This window comes from Alkalihalophilus sp. As8PL (assembly GCF_040939795.1).
Taxonomy (GTDB): domain Bacteria; phylum Bacillota; class Bacilli; order Bacillales; family Bacillaceae_D; genus Alkalihalophilus; species Alkalihalophilus lindianensis.
In genome coordinates, this window is record NZ_CP162551.1 from 2278910 (window position 1) to 2304841 (window position 25932).

At 40.0% G+C, this 25932-nt stretch carries 24 protein-coding genes; 21 read left to right on the forward strand and 3 right to left on the reverse strand.

All coding sequences use genetic code 11. The features are described 5' to 3' along the window. Positions 1-44: 44 nt before the first annotated feature. The 16 genes from AB3N04_RS13015 to AB3N04_RS13090 all read left to right on the forward strand — a co-directional run bounded on the left by AB3N04_RS13015 (position 45) and on the right by AB3N04_RS13090 (position 15223). Positions 45-509 (forward strand): hypothetical protein, encoded by a 465-nt coding sequence (locus AB3N04_RS13015; RefSeq protein ID WP_368503175.1) that lies wholly within the window; start codon positions 45-47, stop codon positions 507-509. Further along, entirely contained in the window at positions 506-967 is a 462-nt protein-coding gene (locus tag AB3N04_RS13020) for a DNA/RNA non-specific endonuclease (protein ID WP_368503176.1), read from the forward strand. The genes AB3N04_RS13015 and AB3N04_RS13020 overlap by 4 nt, the downstream gene beginning before the upstream one ends. After that, on the forward strand, positions 968-1504 hold the full coding sequence (locus tag AB3N04_RS13025; RefSeq protein ID WP_368503177.1) for an immunity protein YezG family protein: 537 nt from the start codon (positions 968-970) through the stop codon (positions 1502-1504). Next, on the forward strand, positions 1489-1959 hold the full coding sequence (locus AB3N04_RS13030; RefSeq protein ID WP_368503178.1) for an immunity protein YezG family protein: 471 nt from the start codon (positions 1489-1491) through the stop codon (positions 1957-1959). The genes AB3N04_RS13025 and AB3N04_RS13030 overlap by 16 nt, the downstream gene beginning before the upstream one ends. Before the next feature lie 144 nt (positions 1960-2103). Continuing rightward, positions 2104-2850 (forward strand): pre-toxin TG domain-containing protein, encoded by a 747-nt coding sequence (locus AB3N04_RS13035; protein WP_368503179.1) that lies wholly within the window; start codon positions 2104-2106, stop codon positions 2848-2850. A gap of 10 nt (positions 2851-2860) precedes the next feature. Continuing rightward, positions 2861-3139: a hypothetical protein gene (locus tag AB3N04_RS13040; RefSeq protein WP_368503180.1), complete on the forward strand. Its 279-nt coding sequence runs from the start codon at positions 2861-2863 to the stop codon at positions 3137-3139. Positions 3140-3247: 108 nt separating this feature from the next. Continuing rightward, positions 3248-3457, forward strand: a complete 210-nt coding sequence (locus tag AB3N04_RS13045; RefSeq protein WP_368503181.1) for a hypothetical protein — start codon at positions 3248-3250, stop codon at positions 3455-3457. Between the two features lie 317 nt (positions 3458-3774). Further along, positions 3775-4434 carry a DUF4867 family protein gene (locus AB3N04_RS13050; RefSeq protein WP_368503182.1) on the forward strand — a complete coding sequence of 220 codons (660 nt, stop codon included), beginning with the start codon at positions 3775-3777 and terminating at the stop codon, positions 4432-4434. Between the two features lie 26 nt (positions 4435-4460). After that, entirely contained in the window at positions 4461-6236 is a 1776-nt protein-coding gene (locus AB3N04_RS13055) for a solute:sodium symporter family transporter (RefSeq protein WP_368503183.1), read from the forward strand. Between the two features lie 25 nt (positions 6237-6261). Further along, positions 6262-8301 carry an alpha-glucosidase gene (locus tag AB3N04_RS13060; protein ID WP_368503184.1) on the forward strand — a complete coding sequence of 680 codons (2040 nt, stop codon included), beginning with the start codon at positions 6262-6264 and terminating at the stop codon, positions 8299-8301. A 75-nt stretch (positions 8302-8376) separates the two neighbouring features. Then, positions 8377-9732, forward strand: coding sequence for an L-fucose/L-arabinose isomerase family protein (locus AB3N04_RS13065; RefSeq protein WP_368503185.1), 1356 nt, complete (start codon positions 8377-8379; stop codon positions 9730-9732). 17 nt (positions 9733-9749) lie between these two features. Then, entirely contained in the window at positions 9750-10913 is a 1164-nt protein-coding gene (locus tag AB3N04_RS13070) for a diphosphate--fructose-6-phosphate 1-phosphotransferase (RefSeq protein WP_368503186.1), read from the forward strand. Positions 10914-10937: 24 nt separating this feature from the next. Beyond that, positions 10938-11828 (forward strand): ketose-bisphosphate aldolase, encoded by an 891-nt coding sequence (locus AB3N04_RS13075; RefSeq protein WP_368503187.1) that lies wholly within the window; start codon positions 10938-10940, stop codon positions 11826-11828. A gap of 18 nt (positions 11829-11846) precedes the next feature. Beyond that, positions 11847-13280: an aldehyde dehydrogenase family protein gene (locus tag AB3N04_RS13080; protein WP_368503188.1), complete on the forward strand. Its 1434-nt coding sequence runs from the start codon at positions 11847-11849 to the stop codon at positions 13278-13280. A 164-nt stretch (positions 13281-13444) separates the two neighbouring features. After that, the gene (locus AB3N04_RS13085) at positions 13445-14179 is read left to right on the forward strand and encodes a GntR family transcriptional regulator (protein WP_368503189.1); all 735 of its coding nucleotides are present in this window, start codon (positions 13445-13447) and stop codon (positions 14177-14179) included. 141 nt (positions 14180-14320) lie between these two features. After that, positions 14321-15223 carry an AEC family transporter gene (locus AB3N04_RS13090; protein WP_368503190.1) on the forward strand — a complete coding sequence of 301 codons (903 nt, stop codon included), beginning with the start codon at positions 14321-14323 and terminating at the stop codon, positions 15221-15223. A gap of 333 nt (positions 15224-15556) precedes the next feature. Here AB3N04_RS13090 and AB3N04_RS13095 read toward each other — a convergent pair whose 3' ends face one another. After that, positions 15557-16240, reverse strand: coding sequence for a GntR family transcriptional regulator (locus tag AB3N04_RS13095; RefSeq protein ID WP_368503191.1), 684 nt, complete (start codon positions 16238-16240; stop codon positions 15557-15559). Positions 16241-16438: 198 nt separating this feature from the next. On the opposite strand from AB3N04_RS13095, the gene AB3N04_RS13100 reads away from it, so the two are divergent. The 5 genes from AB3N04_RS13100 (at position 16439) to AB3N04_RS13120 (ending at position 24671) form a co-directional block, all read left to right on the forward strand. Continuing rightward, entirely contained in the window at positions 16439-17770 is a 1332-nt protein-coding gene (locus AB3N04_RS13100) for a 6-phospho-alpha-glucosidase (protein WP_368503192.1), read from the forward strand. A gap of 178 nt (positions 17771-17948) precedes the next feature. Continuing rightward, positions 17949-19526 carry a PTS transporter subunit EIIC gene (locus AB3N04_RS13105; RefSeq protein WP_368503193.1) on the forward strand — a complete coding sequence of 526 codons (1578 nt, stop codon included), beginning with the start codon at positions 17949-17951 and terminating at the stop codon, positions 19524-19526. 384 nt (positions 19527-19910) lie between these two features. Beyond that, positions 19911-20612 carry an esterase/lipase family protein gene (locus AB3N04_RS13110; RefSeq protein WP_368503194.1) on the forward strand — a complete coding sequence of 234 codons (702 nt, stop codon included), beginning with the start codon at positions 19911-19913 and terminating at the stop codon, positions 20610-20612. A gap of 737 nt (positions 20613-21349) precedes the next feature. Beyond that, entirely contained in the window at positions 21350-22099 is a 750-nt protein-coding gene (locus tag AB3N04_RS13115; RefSeq protein WP_368503195.1) for an alpha/beta fold hydrolase, read from the forward strand. A gap of 49 nt (positions 22100-22148) precedes the next feature. After that, positions 22149-24671: an EAL domain-containing protein gene (locus AB3N04_RS13120; protein WP_368503196.1), complete on the forward strand. Its 2523-nt coding sequence runs from the start codon at positions 22149-22151 to the stop codon at positions 24669-24671. Between the two features lie 58 nt (positions 24672-24729). On the opposite strand, the gene AB3N04_RS13125 is transcribed toward AB3N04_RS13120, so the two are convergent. Continuing rightward, positions 24730-25419 (reverse strand): hypothetical protein, encoded by a 690-nt coding sequence (locus AB3N04_RS13125; RefSeq protein WP_368503197.1) that lies wholly within the window; start codon positions 25417-25419, stop codon positions 24730-24732. Then, positions 25403-25927: an RNA polymerase sigma factor gene (locus AB3N04_RS13130; RefSeq protein ID WP_368503198.1), complete on the reverse strand. Its 525-nt coding sequence runs from the start codon at positions 25925-25927 to the stop codon at positions 25403-25405. The genes AB3N04_RS13125 and AB3N04_RS13130 overlap by 17 nt, the downstream gene beginning before the upstream one ends. Positions 25928-25932 lie beyond the last annotated feature (5 nt).

Genomic DNA, 25932 nt, shown 5'->3' on the forward strand with positions numbered 1-25932 from the left:
CGTCAACCCTCAACTAAAATCTTCTTCAATTGCGTCCATTTTTCGTGGTGGCGGTCCCAGTTACTCCCCAATTCCTCATTTTGTCGAGTTTTTCTCTCCCTCTTAACTATGTGGAGAACTTAAAGACTATTTCCTATTCAAAGGTCTCCCATGCCAGTCGTCTCGGCCGTCTTGGTGGACAACCTGGTTATCAATCCCAGCATCAATTACAATTACATTTAGCCGCACAAAATAGCGTGAACCAAGCCACAACCGCAGCTACTAACGCCAGAGGGCTTTCATCTATAAGAGAAAAAGCCCAGCAGTCGATGAATAAAGTCGGAGCAGCTGTTCAACAGATGACGCCGAATGCAGGATTACAACCCGCCATGGCAGGACTCCCGCATAACGTCATCAACACAAGCGGGATGAGAAACCAGCTAGGTGAGAAGAATCAAGCGAACTTGATTAGGGTAGAGCAGGCAGCTGGGGTTAGTTCCGTCACATATGGAAGTCAATTCAATATGTGAGAGTCAATAGAAAAAAGCAATTAAAACCAAATGTAGAATATGTAACGCCAGCTGGGTATAAATATACAACCGATGCAAAAGGTCGAATTGCAACTGTTGAGGCGAAGCTTGATTATGGTTTAGCATCGAGAAATGCTTATGCTCAAAGACAAGCTGGAGGACCGGATCGACTTCCAACTGATGATGGCGGACACCTCATTGCGAGTATTTTCAAGGGATCTGGGGATATAGATAACTTAGTTCCGATGAATGCCAATATTAACCGTGGAGAATATAAGAAGTTAGAGTATGTATGGGCTCAAGCTTTGAGAAGAGATCCTCCTGAAACGGTTGAAGTAAAGATAAAACCATTGTATAGAGGAGGTTCCAAAAGACCAGAACGGTTTCAAATTCAATATAGTATAGGAAATGGATCTCTAAGAACTGTAAATCTTAAAAATAGAAAAGAGGTTAAATAAATGGAAAATGAACTTGAAACTCATTTCGAAAAGATTTCAACAAAGATCATTTCAATGATTCCAGAACCTTGGTCATTGGTAAAGTTATTTGCATATGTTCAAGACGAATCTCTTACATCCTTCTTTTATTATAAAAGTAAAAATGGAAATCAAGTGGTATACAGCTATGATATTCCTTCCCTCTTCCCTTTGAATAAAGAAAAATTTGAGGAGGATGATCAAGAGTTAATTTTTATGATTGATGATCTAACTGATGCATTTTTAGAAACCAACCAAGAATTATGGAAGAGCTTCACACTCACTATCATTGATGACGGTAAGCTGAAAATTGAGTACAACTATGATGAAGAATTTGAAAACTCTCTAATTGCTCAAATTGTGTGGACTTATCACCATTTTGGCTTAAAGCCTAACAGCAAATATGAGTTAGAATTACTAATTAATTACCTAGAAAAGCACACTCAAACAAATTATTCGATTGGGATAGTAGAAGGTTGCGAAACTATAAGGGGGAATAAAAAATGGAAGAAAAGTTAAACGAGTTTTATGAAAAGATTGTTATCCAAGTTATGAAGATGATTCCAGAAGAATGGGATGAAGTGAAATTTTACGGTGAAGTAAATACATCAGCTAAGACCCTCTTTTTTTACTATCTTCCTATTGGAAAGAAGGAAGCTGTATATAGTCAAACAATTCCTGAAAGATCTTCTATTCCTCAAGTTGACTATCTTGATGCAGAGGATGAACTTTCTTTTTTAGTCGAGGATTTGTGGGAATATACACAAGTGAATTACAGTGAAGTATGGACTAATTTTACAATGAGTATTAATAGAGAAGGGAAGCTGATTGTTGATTTTAAATATGATGCAAGTGAAGAAGAGAATCCCACTAAAACTCGGATTATTTGGGCATATCAACATTTTGGACTTATACCTAAAAGTAAATACGGCAAAGATTTATTAGATGATTATCTAGGGAATAACCAAACATAGAAGACTAAATTGAGTCTGTTTATTTGCCTGCTAGGCTTTTGCTTAGTGGGCTTTTTTGCATATCTTTTCATCTAGAATCCATCAATAACACAAGTGGTAGCCTTTGATAAGTGGACAAATCCAAGTTGTTCGAGGCCTGTTCATGTGGCAATAGCTGCAGAGCCAGAACGAAAATGGTGGCAAAAAGCAGGAGATCAGATAATAGATGGTGCTAAAACGGTAGGTAGAGTGGCAAAAGAGCATTCAAGAGAACTCAGTTCTGCCGCCATCGACTTCACCCCATTTCTAGGATATGTGAAAGCAGGAGTGGAAGCCTCGAGTGGGGTTGCCCCCATTACAAAGAGAGAGTTAGAAGACTGGGAACAAGCTCTTGCAGCTGCAGCTATTCTCGGCGGAGGTTTTGTAAAGCTTGGTACAAGAGGAGTTAGAGGGGCTAAGAGTGTTGGTGGTCATGCTAGAAAAAATGTTAATAGCTATTCAACACTTATTGATAATAAGGTTAAAGAAATTGATAAGGTTGACTTGCCAAGTACCATTGCCAGTACGTTTAAGGATTCAAACTACCGAACTGTAGTCACACAAGAAAACGTAACAGTATATAGAGCATTTGGAGGGAAAGCAGATATAGGGGGTTCTTTTGTTACAACTACTCCTGCGGGCAATAAAATTCAATCTAAAATTGATCTGGCCCTGCTACCTGGATGGAAAAATACCAGGAGTTTTGAAGCTGTGATTGAAGTTCCAAAAGGGACTACATTAAACATTGGTAGGGCTGAAAAGCAGTATACTAAAACAGGGAGTTTATTGAATGGGGATGCAGACCAAATTTTATTACCACTTAACCCTCCAAGTGAATGGGTAAAGGAAGTAAGGAATATACCTTCTCGATAGGAGCGATAAGATGACGACTTTAATGAAAGATGAATTGGAATTACAAACTAAAAAGGTACTCAAGTTAGCTCTCCAAAAGAAATCAATACATGTTCACGGCTATCTGGATACTCTAATAAAAAAACTTGAGGGTCTCTTGAAGGATTTAAAAGTTAAGGTTTTACAAGTTATAAAAGATAAATCACCTGTCAAAGGAGCTCTAAGGGCATATCTCGAAACAAACCTTGTTGAAAGTTACCAAGAGCCTTTAGTTATAGAACTGGATGCATTAGAGACGATGTTAAGTTAGAGTGAAATTTATTGACACGAGTGAGAGTATATGCGGTCACTGCCCGAAATTACTCGGAAATTGTCAATTATAATGCCTGCTGAGTTTTAGTTTAGTGGGCTTGTTCGTGTGAAATACTTACCTACCCTAGAAACTGCAATTAGGTTAGATATTCCAAACTTAAGAAGAGATATACAGGCTGAAAAAGTAAAGGATGTTGTTATACTTTCTCCAAAACAAATAGAAAAACTAATTGAAAGAGATACTGTATCTTCTGACTTTTGGAAGAGAAGAGCCATTAACTGGGCTAAGAGGGATGATGATGAGCGAAACTCGTAGATCTATCATTCTTAAATTAGGTAAATAAACGGGAGTAAGTTCTTTGAAATTGACCATTCCCATTCAAGGTTATTTAGAATCGATAAAAAAGGGGGATCCGGGGCCAGCCACTCCCCAGGTTTTAAGTGTTACTGAATAGTCTGATTATAATTGGTTATGATGTTTAGTTGTTATGTAGACACCTTTATTTAGGTTGCTTGAAAATAAGTTTGACCAAAATGTGAAGTTTTGCTTGAATATTTAGAAAGTTAACACTATAATAACGTCAAAGGTAATGATGTTTAATTAAAGATAACTACTTTTAATGGGGTGTTGAGATGATCGAAAAAATGAAAACGCTTAATAAGTCGCTTAGGTTATCCTCCGTAAAGGATGATCATTTCCGCAAATTTGGAAATGTATTACCAGATTTTCCTGTGGGAGCAATGGCTCAGTTAATGAAGGGCACTGACATACCTGAAGTTGGTAACGTTTATATCCCTTCTGTGAACGAATGGGAAAAGACTAACTTAAAGCAACTAGTAGAAAGTCGATATTTTGGAGGAATGAGTGTTCAACTAGGGTACTGTAACGGAAAAAACTCTCACCTTAATGGGCTAGAATTTCACAAGAGCAGCGAAATTAATATAGCCATTACGGATTTTGTATTACTTCTTGGACATGTGAATGACATCAAGGAAGGACGTTATTCAGTTGGAAATGTTCAGGCATTCTTTGTGCCAAAGGGGACTGCCATAGAATTATTTCAAACAACTCTTCATTTAGCCCCATGCAAGGTTTCTGATGACGGGTTTAAATGTGCAGTTATTTTACCTAAAGGAACAAATACTCCATTAAAAGATGAAGATAAAGGTTATGATGAATGGTTATTTATGAAAAATAAGTGGTTACTTTCACATCCGGATAATGAGCGTTTCATGTCTAGGGGGGCACACGCAGGGATTGTTGGGGCGAATGTGGCTTTTGTTTACAAATAAAAAAAGGTATTTAAGGGGGAAGTTCAATGGCATTTACACTTATTTCTTGTATCATCTTTATGGCTTTAGTAGGTTGGGTCTCATATCTTAAGTCGAAGAACTCAGTAAATGATTCAGATGGCTATTTCTTAGCTGGTCGAGGGTTAACAGGTGGATTTATTGCTGGTTCCCTACTACTGACAAACTTATCTGCTGAACAACTAATTGGACTAAATGGTCAAGCATATCGTGCTAACTTATCAAATATGGCCTGGGAAGTTACTGCTGCATTAGCAATTGTTATCTGTGCGTTGATACTTCTGCCTAGATACCTTGGCGGAGCATTTACTACTTTACCTGAATTTTTAAGTACGAGATTTGATGAAGGAGTTAGACGCTATACTGTTGTTCTATTTATGCTCGGTTACGTATTAGTCACCATTCCTTCTGTATTGTATTCTGGAGCATTAGCTATTTTAAGGTTATTTGATGTTCCGGAGTTACTTGGAATTTCAATGGAACAATCGGTATGGTTAGTCATTTGGGTTGTAGGGACTATCGGTGCCCTCTATGCGATATTCGGAGGATTGAAAGCGGTTGCGGTTTCAGATACATTGAATGGTATAGGATTATTGTTAATTGGTCTAGTCGTTCCAATATTAGGGTTTATTGCACTAGGAAATGGTAGTGCATTAGAAGGTATGAAAACAATTACTTTAGAACACTCGGATAAATTAAATGCTATTGGCTCAAGCACTGACTCTGTACCATTTGGAACCATCTTCACAGGGATGATTCTAATGAACCTCTTCTATTGGGGGACAAACCAGTATGTCATTCAAAGAACATTAGGAGCTAAAAATCTGGCTGAAGGTCAAAAAGGGGTTATTTATTCCGGCTTCTATAAGTTGGCTGTACCATTCTTAATGATGATTCCTGGGGTCATTGCCTTCCATTTATATGGTGGTAACATTGATCCGGTTGATTTAGCTTATCCAACAATTGTATCTAATTTATTGCCTACATTCTTGTCTGGATTATTCTTAGCTGTATTATTGGGTGCCGTATTCTCAAGTTTTAACTCCCTACTAAACAGTGCAGCAACTATGTTTACATTAGATATTTATAAAGCGGGTTTTAATAAGGATGCCACTGACCGTCAGTTAATTACGATCAGTAAATATTTCGGTAGTCTCTTAGCCTTAATTTCATTCTTCATTGCACCTATGTTAATGAACGCTCCTGATGGAATTTGGGATCTTATTCGTCGCTTTACAGGATTCTTCAATATTCCAATCATTGCAATTGTTCTTGTAGGTATTATTTCAAAACGTATTCCTGCATTAGGTGCTAAGATTGCGATTATCTTCCACGTCATTACGTACTATATGCTTGTTTGGGGATTAAATCAATTATTTGGTATCACTATTGAGATGAATTTCATTCATATTTCTGCAATTTTATTTGTTATCGAAGTTGGAATCATGATTGTGGTAGGGAAAATTCGTCCACTTGAGACACCATACCAATTTAAACCTAATCCGAAAGTTGACATGGTTCCTTGGAAGTATGCGATTCCAGTAACAGTGATTTTACTAAGCTTAGTTGTCGCTATGTATATCGTCTTCTCACCAATTGGAGTAGCTTATGCTGATGGTATTGTTTCTCAATGGTTCTGGCCTGCAATGATTACCTTAATGGTAGTGGCAATTGGACTTTACATTAAAGCTCTGACAAGTTGGAACAAGAAGTATGCTGTAGCATTAGAACGTAGTCAAAGTCAACATTTAGAGCAACCGATTAACGATGAGAAAATAATCTAGTGAATAAAGAGAGGGAGAATCCATCATGAATAAACAGTTAGTTAAGAAGCAGTTTAAAGTAGTAGAACATGATAACGGATTTGATGTTCTTTTAGAAGGAACATTGTTATTCTCACATCAAACTAAAAAACCTTTTATCTTTGTGGGTTCTGGTGAAGAATCTATTGATATGTATCGTGGAAACTTCAAAATAGAAGATTACATTGTAGAGCGTGTCCCTCTTCGTTATGCCGAAGTAATAAATAAGGAAGAACTTGTGACTATCACACTAAAACGTTTTGCTAAGGATGAAGATGTTCTTTCTATTAAACTAGAACAAGATCAAGGTGGCCTAAGAGTTTCGTTTACTCTTCAAGATAAGAGTATCAATCGCTTTTGGATGCGTCTTCACGCAGACGCAGAGGAGAAAGTCTACGGGTGCGGTGAGCAGCTTTCTTATCTGAACCTAAGAGGGAAAAACTTCCCTCTTTGGACGTCAGAACCTGGAGTTGGACGTAATAAGAACACCTATACTACTTGGCAAGCGGATGTGAAAGATAAGGCAGGTGGAGACTACTATAATACAAATTTTCCCCAACCTACGTTTCTATCAACAAGAAAGTACTTCTGTCATGTAGAAACAACAGCTTATGCAGATTTCGATTTTCGCCAAGAGTCATTTCATGAGCTTCAAATTTGGGAAGTGCCGCAATCCATCCTGTTTGAATGCGGCTCAACCTATAAGGAACTAGTCACGCGATTAACAGCACGGCTAGGTAGACAGCCTGAACTTCCAGATTGGACATATGAGGGAATTTGGTTAGGAATCCAAGGTGGAACAGAGAAGGTTCAAGAAAAGATTGATCATGCTCTAAGTAAGGGATTAAAAGTTGGTGCGGTGTGGTGCCAAGATTGGCAAGGAAAGAGAATCACATCCTTTGGAAAAAGGCTGATGTGGAACTGGAAATGGAATCCAGAAGAGTATCCTAATTTAGATACTAAGATCCATGAGTGGAAAAGCCAAGGAATCAAATTCCTAGGATACATCAATCCTTATGTAGCTGTAGAAGGTCATTTATATAAGGAAGCAAAAGAAAAAGGGTATTTAGCAACAAAAGAAGATGGTAGTGATTACGTAGTCGATTTTGGTGAATTTTATTGTGGTGTCGTCGATTTTACAAATGAAGAGGCACATAGATGGTATGTTTCGGTTATCAAAGAGAACTTAATCAATTTTGGGTTAGATGGCTGGATGGCCGATTTTGGAGAATACCTGCCTACAGATGTCAAGCTATCAAATGGGGTTTCAGCTAAGGTGATGCATAATGCATGGCCAGCTATGTGGGCGAAAGCGAATCATGATGCTCTAAAGGAAAGCGGACGTTGGGGAGATATTGTTTATTTTATGCGTGCTGGTTATACAGGTAATCAAAAGTATTGTCCGCTCTTATGGGCAGGAGATCAAAGTGTTGACTGGAGCTTAGATGACGGCTTAGCGTCAGTTATTCCAGCAGCATTATCTGCAGGATTATCTGGGTGTGGGATCTCACATAGTGACATTGGTGGTTATACCAGCTTACATGGAAATAAACGCTCAAAGGAACTTTTACTTCGTTGGGCTGAGATGGCTGCATTTACTCCAGTTATGAGAACGCATGAGGGAAATCGACCGGATGATTGTTTCCAGTTTGATGGTGATGATGAAACATTAGATCATTTTGTGAAAATGACGAATGTATACGTGGCTCTTGGATCTTATTTAAAGGAAGTCGTGAAGGTAAATGCGAACGAAGGGATTCCAGTCCAACGACCTTTATTTATGGAATATGAAGAAGATGAACGATCTTATGATATCAAGTATCAATACATGCTGGGTTCTGACATTCTTGTTGCTCCAGTCTATGAAGAAGGAAAGGGTAAGTGGACCGTTTATTTACCAGAGGATCATTGGGTTCACCTATGGAGTGGAGTGGAGCATAACGGTGGATATGTAGAAGTAGAAGCACCTGTTGGGAAACCTCCTGTCTTCTATAGAAAAGCTACTAAACACAAAGATTTATTTGAAAGAGTAGCAACTATTATTTAAATAATAGTTGCTAAAGGTTATAATGTATTTTAAAACATACCTACCTATGATATGATAAAGATATTAAAAAAAGGGGTGACGAGCTTGCTTACTACCAATGTCCTTTATTTACCTATTGGAAGAAAGACCTTTGATTTAGAAGCTGGTGAAGAGCAACGAAAAAAGAGTTCTGATTTGCTTAATCAGCTAACGGAACATGTTATAGAACCAAGCGAAATCATCACATCTCCAGAAGATTTAGCAGATTTCTTAAATACAATCGATAATGAGTCGATCACAACAACGATTTATCAAAGTGTTACATTTGCTGATGGTGAATTTATTAAAGCAGTGACAGAGCTTGTAGAGGCACCAGTAATTGTTTGGTCTGTCCGTGAACCAAGTGTAGGGGGAAGATTAAGGCTAAATTCTTTAACTGGCGGTAATAGCACTAGTCACGTATTGAGGTCTAATAATCACCCGTTCACTTTTGTATTTGGCAATGCAGATGAAGCTCAAGTGATACAAAAACTAAAGCAAAAGCTAGCTGTTCAAAATGTAATAGAGGACTTAAAAAATCTTAAAATTGGTGTGGTTGGAGAGCATCCACCAGGATTTTTCTTCTCAGATGTAGATGAGAGGTTGTTAAAAGAGAAAGTGGGGTCGACCGTTACATATTTTGACTTGTATGAAGCATTTAATGAATGCAAAAAGCTTCCTAAAGAAAAATGGGAAGGGATGATCGAGCGGGCAAAAAAACAAGTGGTTGGTTTGAATCGTAGTGATGAAACAGTTGAACGGTTCGCACAGTTTTCAACGTATATAAAAGATAGAATTGATGAAGAGGAAATTAACGCAATCGCTGTTAGGTGCTGGCCAGATTTCTTTAATGAACTAGGAGCAGCGGCTTGTTCTACATTATCCCAATTTACAGAAGATGGTGTTGTATCTTCGTGTGAGTCAGATATACACGGCTCCATCTCCATGTTTATTTTACGGAAGCTCGCAAATGGTAGTGCCCCTTATTTAGGTGATATGGTGCATATTAACGAGGCTAGTAATTCCGCTGTATTCTGGCATTGCGGAGCAGGAGCCTATTCATTAGCTCATCCTGAAGTAGGGGCAAAAGCAGGGGTCCACCCTAATCGAAAATTAGGATTCACCTTAGAGTTTGGGTTAAAACCTGGTGGAGTGACCATGTTTAGATTAGGTTACACAAAGACCGATGGATATCGCTTGTTAATTATGAGGGGCGAAGCGCTTGATACTCCGCAACGATTTAACGGCACGTCGGTAGAAGTTCAACTTGAGACAAATGTTAGTGAAACTCTTTATACATTAATGGAAGATGGCTTTGAACCACATTATGCCATTGTCTATGAAGACGTTGTAGATGAACTAATTGAACTTGGTCGCCAATTAGGCATTGAGACAACCGTCTTTACCAAATAATGAAGGGGGCCTGAGATATGAAAAACATTGCCATTGGGCAGGCCGGAGGTCCCACATCCGTTATTAACACGACGTTAGTTGGTTTTGTGAAACAAGCTATGAAGAGAAATAAACTCCATTTTATTAAAAATGGATACGAGGGCTTAACACATGGACAATTTTCAGAAGGGAATGAAACCATTCTAAAGTGGATTCTAGACCATGAGCACATCCCTGGTGCTTGTTTAGGTTCAGGTAGATATTCATTCACAGATGAGAATATCTCAACAGCCGTTCGTCATTTAAAGAAAATGTCTATTGATACGCTTGTTTTTATTGGTGGGAATGGGACGATGGAGGCTTTGAATAAAGTCGGGATTGAAGCAGCCAGACAGAAGTATGATCTTCAAGTAATTGGTTTACCCAAAACGGTAGATAATGATCTAGGATGTACAGATCATGCTCCAGGGTTTGGAAGTGCTGCTAAATTCGTTGCCCAGGCTACTAGAGATTTGAGTAGAGATCTTTATTCAATGAAAAACTTTGAACAAGTGAGGATACTTGAAACAATGGGGCGCAATGCAGGGTGGTTAGCTGCTGCTTCTGGTTTTTTTAAGACGACTGCTGAAGAAGGTCCCCATTTTATTGCTTTGCCAGAAAAACCGTTAGATCAAGAACAATTGCTGAAGGCTGTCAAAACAGCATTGACTAACTATGGTTATGCTGTAGTGGTCGTTAGTGAAGGGGTAGCCTTTAGTAATGGTAAACAATTACAACATGATGTTGTAGGAGGAAGAGCCATTCTTGGAGGGATCTCTAAGCAAATAGAACAATTCCTAAAAGAAGAGCTTAAGGCTACAACACGTGCTGAATTACTAGGAATGAGCCAACGTAGTTTCTCTCAATCTGTATCATCAAGGGACATAGCAGAAGCATATCAAGTAGGCGTGGTCGGAGCTAGTTGGGTTGAGGAAGGTTTATCTAATGTGATGGTATCAATGGAGAGAGCAGAAAAAAATGAATATGAGATTGTAATGAAGCCTGCTTCCTTACAGACGGTAGCGAGCTGTGGAGAGAGGGTCATGCCCCTTTCATTTATTGATAATCTTGAGGCTTATTATAAATGGTTAGCTCCGATTATTGGTGATCCAATAACTAGCTATCCCCCACTAGCTCCAAAGAATACTGTTTTTACTAAATAGAAACGCAAATTAGGAGGTAATAGTATGCCATTTGTTAATGGAAAAGAAATGTTAGAGCATGCGTATAGAAATGGATATGGGGTTGGTGCATTTAGTGCCCATAATGCAGAGACAATTCAAGCTATTTTAGAAGCAGCAGAAGAAGAGCAATCACCAATTATGATTCAAGTAGGTCAAAAAGTCATTCAAAACATTGGTCTTGAGCCTATGAAAGTACTAATAGATTCATTGGCTAAAAACTATACGATTCCTATAGCCATTCACTTAGATCATAGTCGCCAATTTGAACAAACGATGGAAGCTGTGCAGTGTGGATTCCAATCGGTTATGTTTGATGGATCTGCCTTGTCATTTGAAGAAAATACGGCGATTACAAGAAAAGTAGTTGAAATATCAAGGGCTTTGAATATCGGTAGTGAAGGTGAAATTGGAAAAATTGGTGGAACCGAGGACGATATTACAGTAGATGAAAAGGATGCTTTAATTACAACTGTTGAAGAAGCGGTAGCATTTATTTTAGCGACAGATGTAGATTATTTAGCAGTCTCAATTGGTACTGCTCACGGTATTTATAAAGAAACACCTAAGCTTCGTTTTGAGCGTTTAGAGGAGATTTCAAATGCAGTGAAAAGACCGATTGTGCTTCATGGAGGTTCAGATGTACCTGATGAGCAAGTACAAAAAGCGATTTCTTTAGGAGTTTCAAAGATCAATGTTGATACAGAACTACGCCAAGCATTTACACAGGGAGTTCAGGAAGCATTTCAACAAGATATGAACAATATCGTACTAGCTGATACTTTAGGGGCAGGTCGCGCAGTTATGAAGGAAAAAGTTAAAGAGAAAATTAGAGTATTTGGGAGTGCTAACAAAGCAGAGCAACTTTTAAACAACAAAAAGGTAGTAACGTTATAACGAAAGGGGTCTTTAATAATGACAACAACTGTTCAAGTACCAACGTATGGATTGTATATTGATGGTAGATGGAAAGAAAAGCAAGAAACCTTTGAGGTATTGAATAAGTATAACCAAACTACTATTGCACATGTAGCTTCAGCAGAGAAACAGGATGTTGATGAAGCTGTTGCCTCTGCTAAACAAGCATTGAAACTCCCGTTGTCGCCTTATGAACGTTTTACTTATTTGAAAAAAGCAGCAGAGCTTTTGATTAAGAGAAAAGAAGAAGTAGCGAATGTGTTAGTGCAAGAAGTAGGTAAGCCTATTACAGAATCACTAGGCGAGGTAGAAAGAGCGGCCCAAACGCTAGAAATATCAGCCGAAGAAGCGAAGCGTATACACGGAGAGGGAGTCCCGGTTGAAGCGGCACCAGGATCTGAAACCCGTCAAGCGTATACAAAGCGCGTACCAGTTGGGGTGGTAGCTGCTATAACACCGTTTAATGTTCCGCTAAACTTAGTTTGTCACAAGATCGGCCCTGCCCTTGCTAGTGGAAACAGTGTCATCTTAAAGCCTGCGGAAGTAACCTCTATAAGTGCCATTATCTTAATGCAAATTTTTGAAGAAGTAGGTCTTCCTCGTGGTCGATTTAATTTAATTACTGGAAATGGTGCAAAAACCGGGGAATGGTTATTAGAAAACGAAGATGTGAACATGTTTACATTCACAGGGAGTCCTCGAGTTGGAAAATTGATTCGAGAAAAGGCTGGGCTACGGAAGGTTTCACTAGAGTTAGGTAATAACTCAGCAACCATTGTTCATAATGATGCTGATATTGTGCAAGCAGCTACACTTTGTGCACAGAAGAGTTTTAACAACGCTGGTCAAGTGTGTATATCTGTTCAACGTGTCTACGTTCAAGAAGAGATCTATGAGAAATTCTTAGACCAAATGAAAAAGGTGACAGAGTCACTTGAAATAGGTGACCCAAGCCAGTCAGCTACGCAAATTGGCCCGATGATTGCAGAGAAAGAAGCAATTCGAGTGGAACAGTGGGTAAATGAGGCTGTAAGTCATGGAGCCAAGATAGAATCAGGGGGAAAGCGAGATGGAGTATTCTTTGCCCCTACAATTCTTACAAATGTTGATGATAGCATGAAAGTTTGTCGACAAGAAGTCTTCGGTCCAGTTGTAGCTGTGTCTACTTATCGAGATGAAGAGGAAGTAATCTCCCGTGTTAATGATTCAATTTATGGACTTCAAGCTGGATTGTTTACTAACAGTCTTTCGTTTGCCATGAAAGCAGCAGAGAAGATTGAAGTGGGTGGTTTGATCATCAATGATACTTCAGGCTACAGAGTGGACCAAATGCCTTATGGCGGATTGAAACAGAGTGGTTCTGGTAAAGAAGGTCCTAAATATGCAATAGAAGAAATGACTGAAGAGAAAATTGTCGTTTTTAACTTGTAAGGGTAAAGGGATCCGCTGCGCCGGGTCCCTTCTTTAATAAATCCAGACTGAAACATATGAAAAAGGTTTATTTCTATGAAAGATGAAGCTCCCCAGAGTATAATAAGGGTATAAACCTCAATGTAGAAAAAGAGTAAGAGAAATTGGAAGGAGGGGGGTTATGAATGGTTCATTTACAATTAAATCATAATAGTCCAGTGCCACTTTACCATCAGATTAAAGATATCTTGTTGCAACGTATATCAGATAAGGTTTGGAAAGAAGGAGACTTGATCCCTACTGAAACAGAGTTGATGGACGAATTCAATGTGAGCCGTACGACATTAAGGCAAGCTATAACGACTTTAGTGAATGAAGGCTTGCTTGAAAAGAAGCAAGGAAAGGGTACAATCGTAAAATCGCTAAAGTTTACGGGAACTTTAGGAAGGCTAACTGGTTTTGCTGAAGAAATTATGGAAAGAGGGTATTTACCTACATCTAAACTTCTTAGAGCAGAGCTTAGAGACGATCTATTTATTGAAAAGAAGAAATTGAATGTGGAAGAGGATGGGTCTATCTTACTTATACAACGAATTCGTTTCGCCAATGATGAGCCGATTGCACTCGAAAAGTCGAGTTGGCCCGAACATATCGGAAATATTTTAATGGAGCATGATTTAGCCGGAGCGAAATTTTATGAAGTGCTTGAAGATAATGAGATTTATTTAAAGAAAGCAAATGAAACAATATCAGCTGTTAATGCGACTCAGTATGAAGCCGATCTTTTAGGAGTTAGTGCAGGTACAGCACTCCTTCAAATGACAAGACTTAGCTATGGGATAAACGGTGAACCCGTTGAATTTACTCAAACCAAGTACCGATCAGACCGTTACCAGTACAATGTAGATTTAAATCGTTAGAATAGTAATGCTCTTTTAATGGGCATTACTTTTATTTCTACGTCATAACCTAATAGGTAATGATGTTGTAATGAGTGATAGGGCTGATATGATTTTCAAGAGACTTATAAGGAATTTATGATAAAGATAGTGGTGAATTAAATGGTTTTTATTCAGATACTATTGCCAGTATTTATTATTTTTGCGCTTGGTTATATTGGTCAAAAGAAAATTGGATTTGATGTCAAAAACTTATCTGTAATGGCTTTATATCTCATGTCTCCTATCTTAGCGTTTCGGACCTTTTATCAGACTCCGTTAGACATTAGATATATACATATGCTCGTGTATTCTGTTTTACTATGTGTTCTATTACTCTTCATCATTTTTATTATTGGTAAGCTTCTTGGTTATACACGATCAGAACAGTGCGGAGTAATGCTAGCTGCAGCTTTTATGAATAATGGTAATTATGGAACGCCGGTGGTTCTATTTGCATTTGGTGCTGCTGGATTAGACTATGCGGTTGTTCTTATGGTATTTCAATCGTTGCTCATGAGTACATTTGGCTTATTTATTGCAGCACTAGGCGGAAGGGGCCAAGTAACCATTAAAGCATCTTTAGCTTCAGTTATAAGAATGCCAATTATTTATGGCGCCTTTGGTGGTCTATTAATACAATTGGTATCCTTTACGATTCCTGAGTACATTTTTATAGCTGTGGATTTTGTTGCTGATGCTACAGTGCCTACAATTATGATCATTTTAGGTATGCAGTTGGCATCGATCTCGTTAAAGAGGATCCCAGTAGGAAAAGTAACGGTAGCGCTAGTAATAAGACTCGTCGTTTCACCGGTCATTGCTCTTTTACTAGTCCTTATGTTACCTGTAGATGAGATGCTAGCAAAAATTATGATCTTAATGGCTGCTATGCCGACAGCTGCGAATACTACGATGTATTCTCTTCAATTCGGTACAGAGCCTGATCTTGTGTCTAGTAGTACGTTGATTAGTACACTTCTTAGTTTGGTTACATTGCCAATTTTGTTATGGGTATTATTATAAGGGGCGCTCACTCTTATTCCTCATTTTGTCGAATAGAAGTTATGATTTGCCTGCTAGACTTTTAGTTTAGTGGGTTTTTTGGTATGTCTTATAATTTAGTGATTTTAATTACGGTCAAGTCTTAAAAATTCATTCATACACCACTTACCTTGGGAGTATAACCGTACAATTAGATGAAGAGTGGACAATGCCTGGTTTAATGGGAATTAAAAAGGGGTTCCAATTAAATTTTATAGCAAAAAGAGCCATAACCCATTACATGGTTATGACTCTCCTACCCTTAAAGAGAGGCAGCCATCAAAGTATGCCTCTCTTTACTATATAGGAAGATCCTCAAAAGCCACGCTCCCGTCTAGCAACGATTGTAAATTTATATTCATCGCTCTTGAAATACAATTCGCTGTATTCAAAGATAGTAGCGTCTGCAAGTCTCGAATACAACTGCACTTTCAAAATAGGAACAACTTCTTCTAAAGCGAGAAGCTCCTGTATATCTGGATCGGGGAGGATGGGTACCACTTCCTGATAACTTTCTTTGATGGTCTGTTTCTTTTTATTTTCAATGTAATCGTATTTGGAGCCCTGCATCGTTTCATAGCTCAGATCCGGAAACAGCCGGACTGGAAGCCATGTGTCCTCTAGAACAAAAGGTGTACCGTCCACAATCCGCTGCCTTCTAACAAAAAAAGCTTTTTCCCCTTCCTCCATTTCAAGTACGCTGCGAATATGCTCCTCAGGAACCACCAGTCTGAAATCGACCACTTCATTGGCAATATCTTTTTCAAGTGCTTCCATTTCTTCTGTGAAACTTCGAAGGGAATAGATGTTGTGCTCGATTTTGCTTCCTTTTACATAGGTGCCACTACCCTGGATCTTGTACAGGAGGCCTTCCTGAACAAGAACCTGGATTGCCTGTCGAACCGTTACCCGGCTGGCTTCAAACATGTCACACAATTTTGCTTCCGTTGGAATGGCTTCTTCCGGGGGCCAGTTTTTTTTGTGAACTTCCTCTTTCATACGACTTGCAATCTGCCTGTACCGCGGTGAACTCATACGAATACCCCTCAATTTTAAATGATTTAATTTAAGAATACGTTAGAAAAATAAAAAAATCAAATACATTTGTTGACGCTTTCATTTATATGTATTATATTTGTATTAGAATTAGTTTAATACAATTTAAATACAAATAAATGCTATATGGAGGGATTCATCATGAAAAAACAGAACCTTGTGGTTGTGGGCGGCGGAAGCACGTACACGATCGGAATGATTATGAGCCTGATCGAGGAAAAAAAGCATTTCCCCCTCAAATCAATTACATTCTATGATACAAACGCTAGCCGTCAGGAAAAGATCGCAAAAGCAACTGAAGTGATTCTGAAGGAAAAGTACCCGGAACTGGAATCATTCACGTATACAACGGATAAAAAAGAAGCGTTCACAGATGTGGACTTTGCATTCGTCCAGATCCGTACAGGTGGACTTGCTATGCGGGAGAAGGATGAGCAGATTCCTCTTCGCCATGGTGCGGTCGGCCAGGAAACATGCGGACCAGGGGGGATGGCATATGGACTTCGCTCGATAGGAGATATGATCGACGTGGTAAACGATGTCCGGACGTATTCACCGGAAGCCTGGATCCTTAACTACACGAATCCGGCAGCCATTGTGGCGGAAGCTCTTCGTAGGGAATTTCCTAACGACGAAAAAATCCTGAATATTTGTGATATGCCAGCGGCGATCATGGTCAGCTACGCGAAAATTCTTGGAAAAGAAATCTGGGATCTTGTACCGGAATACTTTGGGCTTAACCATTTCGGCTGGTTTACCAACATTTACGATAAAGAAGGAAACCGTCTCACAGACGATATCAAACGTGCGATTCTAGACGATGGGTTTCTCCCGGAAGACTCTGAAATTGTGAACGATCCTTCCTGGATTAAGACGTTTAAGCAGGTTGAGACAATGCTGACTGATTTTCCGGACTATCTTCCGAACACTTACCTGCAGTACTACCTATATCCTTCACAGATGGTGGAAAAAGAGGATGTGGAAAATACACGTGCTCGTCAGGTTATTAACGGACGTCAGAAGCGTGTAAATGATCTTTGTGACCAACTGATTGCAGACGGGACGACCGAGAACGTAGAACTGGAAGTGGACATCCACGGTTGCTACATGATCCGAGTTGCAGCTTCACTTGCCTATAACCGCGGAGATACATATATCGTCATTGTGGAAAACAACGGAATTATCTCAAACCTCCAAGACGATGCGATGGTTGAAGTGCCAGCTGCCCTTACGTCCCGAGGACCAAAACCGTTCGCTGTTGGTGACATTCCGACATTTGAAAAAGGTCTCATCGAAGGACAGCTTGCATTTGAAAAACTTGTGGTAGATGCATGGTATGAAAAAGACTATCGTAAACTTCTTCAAGCTCTTACGCTGAGCCGTACGGTTGTGGATGCACCGCGTGCCCGCAAAATCCTTGACGATCTCATTGAAGAAAACAAGGAATTCTGGCCTGAGCTTACAGTGAAATAGTAGGTGAAACCGGACTCTGGCTGCTTCGCTTTCCGAGTTGGGTGATGAGGTTCACTGCAGGATCTCACCCGACTCGTTTTTCAAAAGGGAGTCCCGCGCCTTCAATTAACATGGAAAGACCGAAAAATAAACAGCTGGTCCGGATTTGGTGTAAGACGAACATGGAGGAGGAAAGAACATGAGTTTTGCAAGCTTGCAGAAATTCGGAAAATCATTAATGGTTCCAGTAGCTCTGCTCCCGGCTGCAGGGATTCTACTTGGAATTGGGGCTGCTATGAGCGGGCCGCTTGCTGATTATTTAACAGTTTTGCAAGCGGATTCAATGCAGGCCGTAAGCTCAGCAATGACGGCAATTGGTCTCAGTATTTTTGAAAACCTGCCGATCATATTTGCTGTTGGGGTTGCTATTGGTCTCACAGGCGGATCTGGGATTGCAGCACTGGCAGCTTTGCTCGGATACATTATTATGAATACGACAATCTCCTTGGCTCTGAATATTACGCCTGAGATGGCGGGAGAAGCAGGGGAGTACGGGATGACGCTCGGTATTGCTTCCCTTGAGACAGGTGTGCTTGGTGGAATCGTGGTCGGCCTGCTGGCGGTCTGGGTCTATAACAAATTTAAACGGTTCCAACCGCCTGAAGTGCTCGGCTTTTTTGCCGGGGATCGTTCGGTCGGGATCGTCATGGTCTTCATGTCCATTCTCCTTGCTTTTGCTGTGATGATGGTGTGGCCACCGATTCAGATGGGGATTAATGCTGTGGCTAATGTTATCGCCACGGATGCAACCAATCCTGTCTATGTCGGTCTCTACGGATTTCTTGAGCGGGTGCTTATACCAACTGGTCTTCACCACATTTGGTATGCACCATTTCTCTGGACACAGCTCGGTGGAACAGCTGAGGTGGCCGGAAGCTTAGTTTCTGGTGACCAGTATATCTTCCTCGCTCAGATCGCTGCAGGGGAAGAAGTGACAGCAGGAAGGTTTATGGCAGGGAAGTTCCCGATAGTCATGTTTGGTCTTCTTGGAGCGGCACTTGCCATGTACCGTCAGGCAGATAAGAACAACCGCCCGATCGTAAAAGGGATGCTGCTTGCTGCGGCTGGTACCGCATTTCTCACAGGAATCACAGAGCCGATTGAGTTCACTTTCCTGTTTGTAGCACCGCTTCTGTTTGGACTGCACGCAGTCATTACCGGCTTCAGTTTTGCGATTACCTATATGCTGAACGTTCATCTCGGGTGGGCCGGGGGCTCGGGTCTGATTGACTTTGTCCTCGTCAATGCCCTACCGGGAACACCGAACTGGTGGATGAACCTCGTACTGGGGGCCGTTTTCTTTGTAATCTACTACTATGTTTTCTCTTTTGCCATTAAAATGTGGAACCTCGCTACACCGGGCCGAGCAGGGCAGGAAGCGAAACTTTATACTCGTAAAGATTACAATGAAAAGAAACAAGGGAACGACCAGAGCAGTGCAGTTGCAAAGAACGGGAAAAAGAAAGATGATTACCGTGACAAAGCACGCCTCATTCTTGAAGCACTGGGCGGAAGCGAAAATATTGAAGACGTCGATGCCTGCTTTACCCGGCTTCGCGTAACGGTCAAGGACCCGGTAAAAATTGACGAAGTTGAACTGAAGAACCTCGGAGCAGCCGGTGTAATGAAATACAGCAATAACATCCAGGCTGTTTTCGGAGGTAAATCAGATCTCTATAAAAACGAAATCAACGATATTTTGAAGGACAGTGCCTGATCAAGAAAAGAAGGAATCGCAGCGTAGCTGTGATTCCTTTTTATGTATCGTATAGCCCTTCCTAACAACCGCTGCTGACGGAAGCATCCATCGCATCTTCCGCGTGAAGACCACCCTTACATATACGCGATAACTGAGTAGGTGTTTAGTAATTTAGCACACCTTTTAATCATTTTCGATTGTAGTAGTTAACTCTTAGCCGAGGCTGACGCTATAAAGATACCATTCATTATTAACAGGATATAGTCTTTTTACCTATATGAAGACTATTTTCACTTTACCACACACTACTTTCCTCCTGATAATTAATTTATTTTATTTATTAGCATGATTTTACACTACTTCCATAGAATACATTGTTTTAAATATGGAGGAGGTTAGTAGATGAAAAGATTGTTAAGTTTAATTGTTGCGATTTTCCTAGTGTTGGGTGTTTATGGTCCTGTTGGAGCTGCAAAGCCAACCTCGAATTCAGTTACGGTAAACCCAGTGGTCTTTGTGCACGGCTATAGTGGAAGCGCTTCCAATTTTGACACGATGAAGAATTGGCTTATCAGTGAGGGCTGGCCGGAAAGCCATTTATTTGCGATTCAGTATTCCAATAGGACGGGGAGTAATGTCCAAAATGCGGATGAGCTCTCCAGTTTTGTTACTGATGTATTGAGGAAAACGAAAGCACAAAAGGTAGATATCATCGCTCACAGCATGGGGGGTCTCAGCACTCGCTATTATATTAAAAACCTGGATGGAAGTAGCAAAGTCGATGACGTGATTACACTTGGTTCTCCTCATCATGGCACTAACACCTCTTACTTCGGATGGTTAACGGCTGGTGCAAGAGAAATGATGCCGGGCAGCACCTTCCTGACTAACTTGAACAGTGGGGATGAAACGCCGAATCCAATCCTATATACATCCGTCTATAGCAGCGCAGATACGGTTATTAATCCATATACAAGTTCAATTCTGGACGGAGCAAGGAATGAAGAGATTTCCAATGTCAGTCATAACGGCCTGTTAACGAGCACAGTGCCACGCCCCTTTATTCTGAGCGGTCTGAATAATGGAGGAGCCAATACCAACTGATAGTAGCTAAGGTGTCTCGCAGCGTGCACACTTCATATTCTGCCAGATAGTTAGAATCACAGTCGCTACATTGGTTGTGTCGAATGTAGAAGCCAAACCCTTATTTCCAAATCTCAACTACTTTAGTGCAAAACTAATGTTAGCGTATGGGTTTTATTGGATATAGGGTGTCGTGATGATTATGTCTGTAAGAAATGGTTTGGGGTGGCAAACACGGATCGTACTTTAATAGTACGATTCGTGTTTGTTTTTGTGTAGACGTCTATTGGCCGCGTCTCATTATCATCAAAAAAATTCATATATGTACGACAATATAACACTTCTACATGAAAAATCTGATATATAAATGAAATACTTACATTTATGAACAGATACATACAATTTATGGATATAAGTAAAATCAATATATAAAAACCTCCGCCAAAATAGATGAAGACCGGAAACATGTTACAAGATAAGTAACTATATTACAATTTTATTGGTCATTATTGCGTTTGAGTGATATTTCAAGGATACTGGCCTTTTTGATGAGTGGCATTGAGCTCTATGAATGCATAATCAGGTGAAGTGCTAGGCACTCCCTAAGTTTCATTGGAAAAACTCCTCACAACATTCCATTTACATCCTTCCACTTCTAGAAATATAATGAAATGAATGAGTCATTAGATCTACTACTTTCATATAGTGAGTTTAGATCTGAGCTCTCGGTTTTTACTTAATAGATAAGAGGTTTTGTCATGGAAAAAGAAACGATTATTTTTTTGCATGGGATTGTCGGGAATCGGAATGCGTTTAAAAGAGAGATGGAAGTGTTGCAAGCTCACTATCACTGTATCTCTTACGATCTCTATGATCCGAAGTTAGAGGGGCAATTTTCCTTAGAGCAATTAATCGAGCAGCTTTATCGCATTTATACGAAAGCCAAGATCAACAGAGCTCATCTTTGCAGTCTTAGTTTCGGGTGTATCATTGCAAAGGGCTTTGCTCGTAAATACCCTGAGATGGTACTAAGTATGACGTTTGTTGGTGGGTATTGCTGTAAGGTTCCTTCTTTGTTTGATCAAAAGCTTACTAAAGTATTAGCCATAAAAGACCGATATGAATATGTAGAGTGGATCAAGCTTTATGCTCGTTTGTTTAATCCAAATATCCCTTTCATAGCTGAAGATTCAGCAGCTATTTTTCTAAACTATGCTCTACAAGTTCACCCTCTTGCTTTAGAAAAGGCCATCTTTCTTCAACGTGAATTCGACTCTAGTGCCGCTTTAGTCACCATGAAGATGCCTATTTTATGGGTGATGGGTGAGTGGGATGAGCTATACAAAAGTACACTCCGTGATTTAAGCCAATTCATTCCTCATGTTCACTACATTGAGTTAAAAAATGCAGGTCATGTTGCTCATATCCATCAGCCTGAACCGTTTATGGCCATCTTTCAATCCTTTCTCAACTACTCATTCATCAAGCATTCAGATACAGCCGTGTAAATGAATTAAAATATCTGCCATTTGTATAGCCATTTTAGGAGGAACCACAGTGTCAATTAAAAAGAAATTACCATTGATTTTCACCTCGTTGGTATTGTGTATCTTAATCACGAATAGCACCTTGCACTACATGCGTTCGCACCAGCAATTAATCGAGTTCAATGAGAGAGAAATAGAATTAATTACGGAAGAAATATCCTATCAAGTAGACCAATCTAAAAGAGGGGCGCTCTATGTGGAGGATTTGATGGGAAGAGAATTACGGACAGCGTCCATTGCGATACGGAATGCGCTACCTGCCAATCATGAAGAGGTGACGAATGAGCAGTTAGTGGAGTTAGCTGAGGAGCTGATGGTTGCTCATATTACCCTCTTAGCAGAAACGGAGGATGACATCGTGGGGGTGAAATCCTCTGATCCGTATGAAATCGGGATGTCTACCAATAGCTGGCTTTATTGGTACGATGCTTTTCAGCAGTTATTTCGTTTATCACCTGTGACGGTGGAAGAGGGGATGACGCTACCTAATTATTGGACCGGCCCGGTTGAAGTGGCAGCTAGTAACCCCGAACACACCGATAAATGGGGTTATTTTTATGATGGCTCGACCAATTATATGATCAATCCCTATTTTCGTGACGACCAGGTTTTCGATTATGAAACTCGTTTTGGACCAGATAATATTATTGAACGTTTTAAGGAGAAGCTTGATGGGGTGCTTGAGCTGACCGTCTTTAATCCTGAGAGCTTTGGCCAAGACACAGATATGCTCTATTTAGAAGGAAACAATTTTATTCGGATTGTTGATCAACCGATTTGGTATGGAACCTATCAATATAGTAACCAACCAAGCGATGTAGAGCTTGTGCAAGCAGCTAACCAGTCAGGAGAAAAACAGAACTACGTCGAAGAAATAGATGAAAAAGAGATTTCGAAAACCTTTGTACCGATTCATGCTGGTACGGAAGAGGCGTATGTCATCGGGGTGACGTACGATAATAGCTTAATTCAAGACCAGCTAAAAAAAGAGTTAATCCAACATCTACTATTAGCGATCCCATTTATCATCCTGGTGTTACTAACGAGCTTTGTTTTCTCACGCTCGATTACAAAGCCGATTGGAAACATTGTTAAAAAGGTCAATGAGATTGCTCAAGGAAACTTCGGCGGTACGATTCAATTACATCGAAAAGATGAGCTCGGATATCTTGTGAACGATGTCAATGCCCTATCAAAGTCGTTGCAGACCTATGTCAATGATTTAAAAACGAGCCAAGAAGTGATTAAATTTCAAGCATATCATGATCCGCTGACGGGGTTGTTGAACAGAAGGTATTTTCAAGAAGAGTTAAGCGAGAGAATTGAGAATGCACAATCGGCAGGAGGGACGGTTGCAATCCTATTTATTGATATTGATCGCTTCAAAGATATTAATGATACGTTGGGCCATGCCAAAGGAGATCAATTAATTATCTTAATATCGGAGCGAATCAAAAACTGTCTCTCTTCTGAAAACAGTGTGGCCACAAGGCAGGGTGGGGATGAGTTCGTCATTTTGTGTAGCAAGCTTGAAAAAGACGAAGTAAGAAGCATCGCTGACACCATCGTACAGGCGATCAACCAACCTTATAGCGTCGAGGGAAATGAAGTGATTGTCAGTGCAAGCTGTGGCATCAGCCTCTACCCGGAACATACGGAAAACATCGAGACGCTGATGATTAATGCCGATGTCGCGATGTATGAGGCCAAAAAGCGCAGCGGTAATGTGGCAGTATTATACGATGAGACCATTAGCATCGAGAAAAATGAGAAACTACGGATCGAAGCACTTCTCCGTAAAGCGATTAAAAACGAAGACATCGAGGTCTATTACCAGCCAAAAATCGATGCCAGAGCGGATGTCGTCACGGGAGTTGAAGCCTTACTTCGTTGGACAGATGAGGAGCTTGGCTATGTCTCACCAGATCGATTTATTTCCGTTGCAGAGGACACGGGGCTGATCCATCCTTTATGGAAGATCGCGATGGAGAAAGCTTGTTTTCAAGTCAACAAATGGAATGAAGAACGCGCAGAGCCGCTTAGTCTGGCGGTCAATTTCTCACCGAAACAATTTCAAGACCCAGCGACTCTAGTGAAGCAGGTCAAAGAGATTCTATCTGATTCGCAATTACCACCACAATTATTAGATATAGAAATTACAGAAAGCACGCTTTTGTTTAATTCAAAAGAGACAATTAAAGCATTAGAGGATTTGAAAGAATACGGCCTATCGATTTCTATTGACGATTTCGGAACAGGCTACTCCTCGTTAGTCTATTTAAAAACATTACCGATTGACTGCCTAAAAATAGACCGGTCATTTATCCAAGATATTAAAGATGATTACAGCAACTCTGAAATTGCCGAAGCCGTGATTAACCTCGCCCGCAGCCTCAAGCTACACGTCATCGCCGAAGGGGTAGAGGAAGAGTATCAAAAAGAGTTTCTATTAAAGAATGAATGCTACCATATGCAAGGCTATTTATTTAGTAAGCCAGTGAGTAAGGAGGAATTGGAAGAGTATTTGGGATGAAAAAAGACGATGTCTGTGCTTAGGGGGATAAACACAGGCATCGTTTTTTAATTAGAGCTTAATTACTCTCATTCTCTTTTTCACGTATGCTTTTTCCGTAATGACTGACATGAGTGGCATCATGATAGGTGTTGTTACGAAGATAATAATCCAAGTCCCGGTAAATTAATTGGAGCTCCCTTACTAAACGGGTACGCTCTTCCTCATTCTCTATCTTTTCCTCTAGCTCTAAGAGGAGGATCAAAATCTCTTCATAGTCCTTTTTGAGGTAAGGATCTTCCACAACCTGTAGTGCGTCTTCTGTCTCAGGAATCCTGTACTCCATCGATCTCTTTAAATTTTCTACATTGTAATTATCATGATCCCACCCATATATCACATAGCCATTCATTCCATCGTGTCCGCTAATGATTGGATTAATGATGGTATCTCTCTTTTTCTTCTCTAAATATTGTTGTGTTTCAGGGGAATATTGCTTCTCGTCACTCGTTTCTTCAGCATCCGTAGCTCCTCCCGTATGATTGGGTTGTTGGTTGTCATTTGAAAGAATCATCGTTAGGCTGACAACAGTAATCAAAATAAAAGCAAGAATGGTAGAAGGATAAACAAGTTTGCTTTTGAATCGGTTTCTTCTTTCAAGCTTATTAATGGTGCTATCTATGTCCATTTTTAGTTGCTCGTTTCTTTCATCATTCCAAAGAATGTCTTTGTCTAGTTGTTTAAATGGTTGATCAAACTGACTCTTCATAACAAAACCCCCCTTTTAACAGCTCTTTTTCTAAAGCAGGAATAGCTCTCGCTAATGTCGATTTGACTTTACTTTCAGAGCAATTTAAGATCTCGGCTGTTTCCCTTGTAGAAAACTCTTTAACCTTACGCAAAACAATCACTTCTCGATAGGATTTCTTTAAGTGAGATAAGGCGTGAAACAATTCTCTAGAGTTTTCTTTTATTTCCACAACCTCTTCAGGTAAGGGGCTTACATCCACTCGTAGATTGAGCATTTCTTTTATGTATCGAGTAGGCTGCTTTCTTCGGATGAAATCAATTGTAGTATGTCGGGCAATCCGGAATAACCAAGTTTTCGGACTCGCCTCTCCTTTAAACGCCTCAAAGCTCTTATATGCTTTAATAAAAGTTTCTTGTGTGATGTCTTCGGCCAGCTGATATTCATGTACAGATAGTAAAACAAAATTAAAGATTGATTTGCTATAGAGCGAGTACCATTCAGAAATAACTTCTTGTTTATCAGACAAAGCTC

Excerpts from the sequence above, each read along its gene's own strand:
- AB3N04_RS13025 (WP_368503177.1), top strand. The coding sequence starts at position 968 with ATGGAAAATGAACTTGAAACTCATTTCGAAAAGATTTCAACAAAGATC.
- AB3N04_RS13030 (WP_368503178.1), top strand. The coding sequence starts at position 1,489 with ATGGAAGAAAAGTTAAACGAGTTTTATGAAAAGATTGTTATCCAAGTT.
- AB3N04_RS13040 (WP_368503180.1), top strand. The coding sequence starts at position 2,861 with ATGACGACTTTAATGAAAGATGAATTGGAATTACAAACTAAAAAGGTA.
- AB3N04_RS13050 (WP_368503182.1), top strand. The coding sequence starts at position 3,775 with ATGATCGAAAAAATGAAAACGCTTAATAAGTCGCTTAGGTTATCCTCC.
- AB3N04_RS13055 (WP_368503183.1), top strand. The coding sequence starts at position 4,461 with ATGGCATTTACACTTATTTCTTGTATCATCTTTATGGCTTTAGTAGGT.
- AB3N04_RS13060 (WP_368503184.1), top strand. The coding sequence starts at position 6,262 with ATGAATAAACAGTTAGTTAAGAAGCAGTTTAAAGTAGTAGAACATGAT.
- AB3N04_RS13070 (WP_368503186.1), top strand. The coding sequence starts at position 9,750 with ATGAAAAACATTGCCATTGGGCAGGCCGGAGGTCCCACATCCGTTATT.
- AB3N04_RS13075 (WP_368503187.1), top strand. The coding sequence starts at position 10,938 with ATGCCATTTGTTAATGGAAAAGAAATGTTAGAGCATGCGTATAGAAAT.
- AB3N04_RS13080 (WP_368503188.1), top strand. The coding sequence starts at position 11,847 with ATGACAACAACTGTTCAAGTACCAACGTATGGATTGTATATTGATGGT.
- AB3N04_RS13085 (WP_368503189.1), top strand. The coding sequence starts at position 13,445 with ATGGTTCATTTACAATTAAATCATAATAGTCCAGTGCCACTTTACCAT.
- AB3N04_RS13090 (WP_368503190.1), top strand. The coding sequence starts at position 14,321 with ATGGTTTTTATTCAGATACTATTGCCAGTATTTATTATTTTTGCGCTT.
- AB3N04_RS13095 (WP_368503191.1), bottom strand. The coding sequence starts at position 16,240 with ATGAAAGAGGAAGTTCACAAAAAAAACTGGCCCCCGGAAGAAGCCATT.
- AB3N04_RS13100 (WP_368503192.1), top strand. The coding sequence starts at position 16,439 with ATGAAAAAACAGAACCTTGTGGTTGTGGGCGGCGGAAGCACGTACACG.
- AB3N04_RS13105 (WP_368503193.1), top strand. The coding sequence starts at position 17,949 with ATGAGTTTTGCAAGCTTGCAGAAATTCGGAAAATCATTAATGGTTCCA.
- AB3N04_RS13110 (WP_368503194.1), top strand. The coding sequence starts at position 19,911 with ATGAAAAGATTGTTAAGTTTAATTGTTGCGATTTTCCTAGTGTTGGGT.
- AB3N04_RS13115 (WP_368503195.1), top strand. The coding sequence starts at position 21,350 with ATGGAAAAAGAAACGATTATTTTTTTGCATGGGATTGTCGGGAATCGG.
- AB3N04_RS13125 (WP_368503197.1), bottom strand. The coding sequence starts at position 25,419 with ATGAAGAGTCAGTTTGATCAACCATTTAAACAACTAGACAAAGACATT.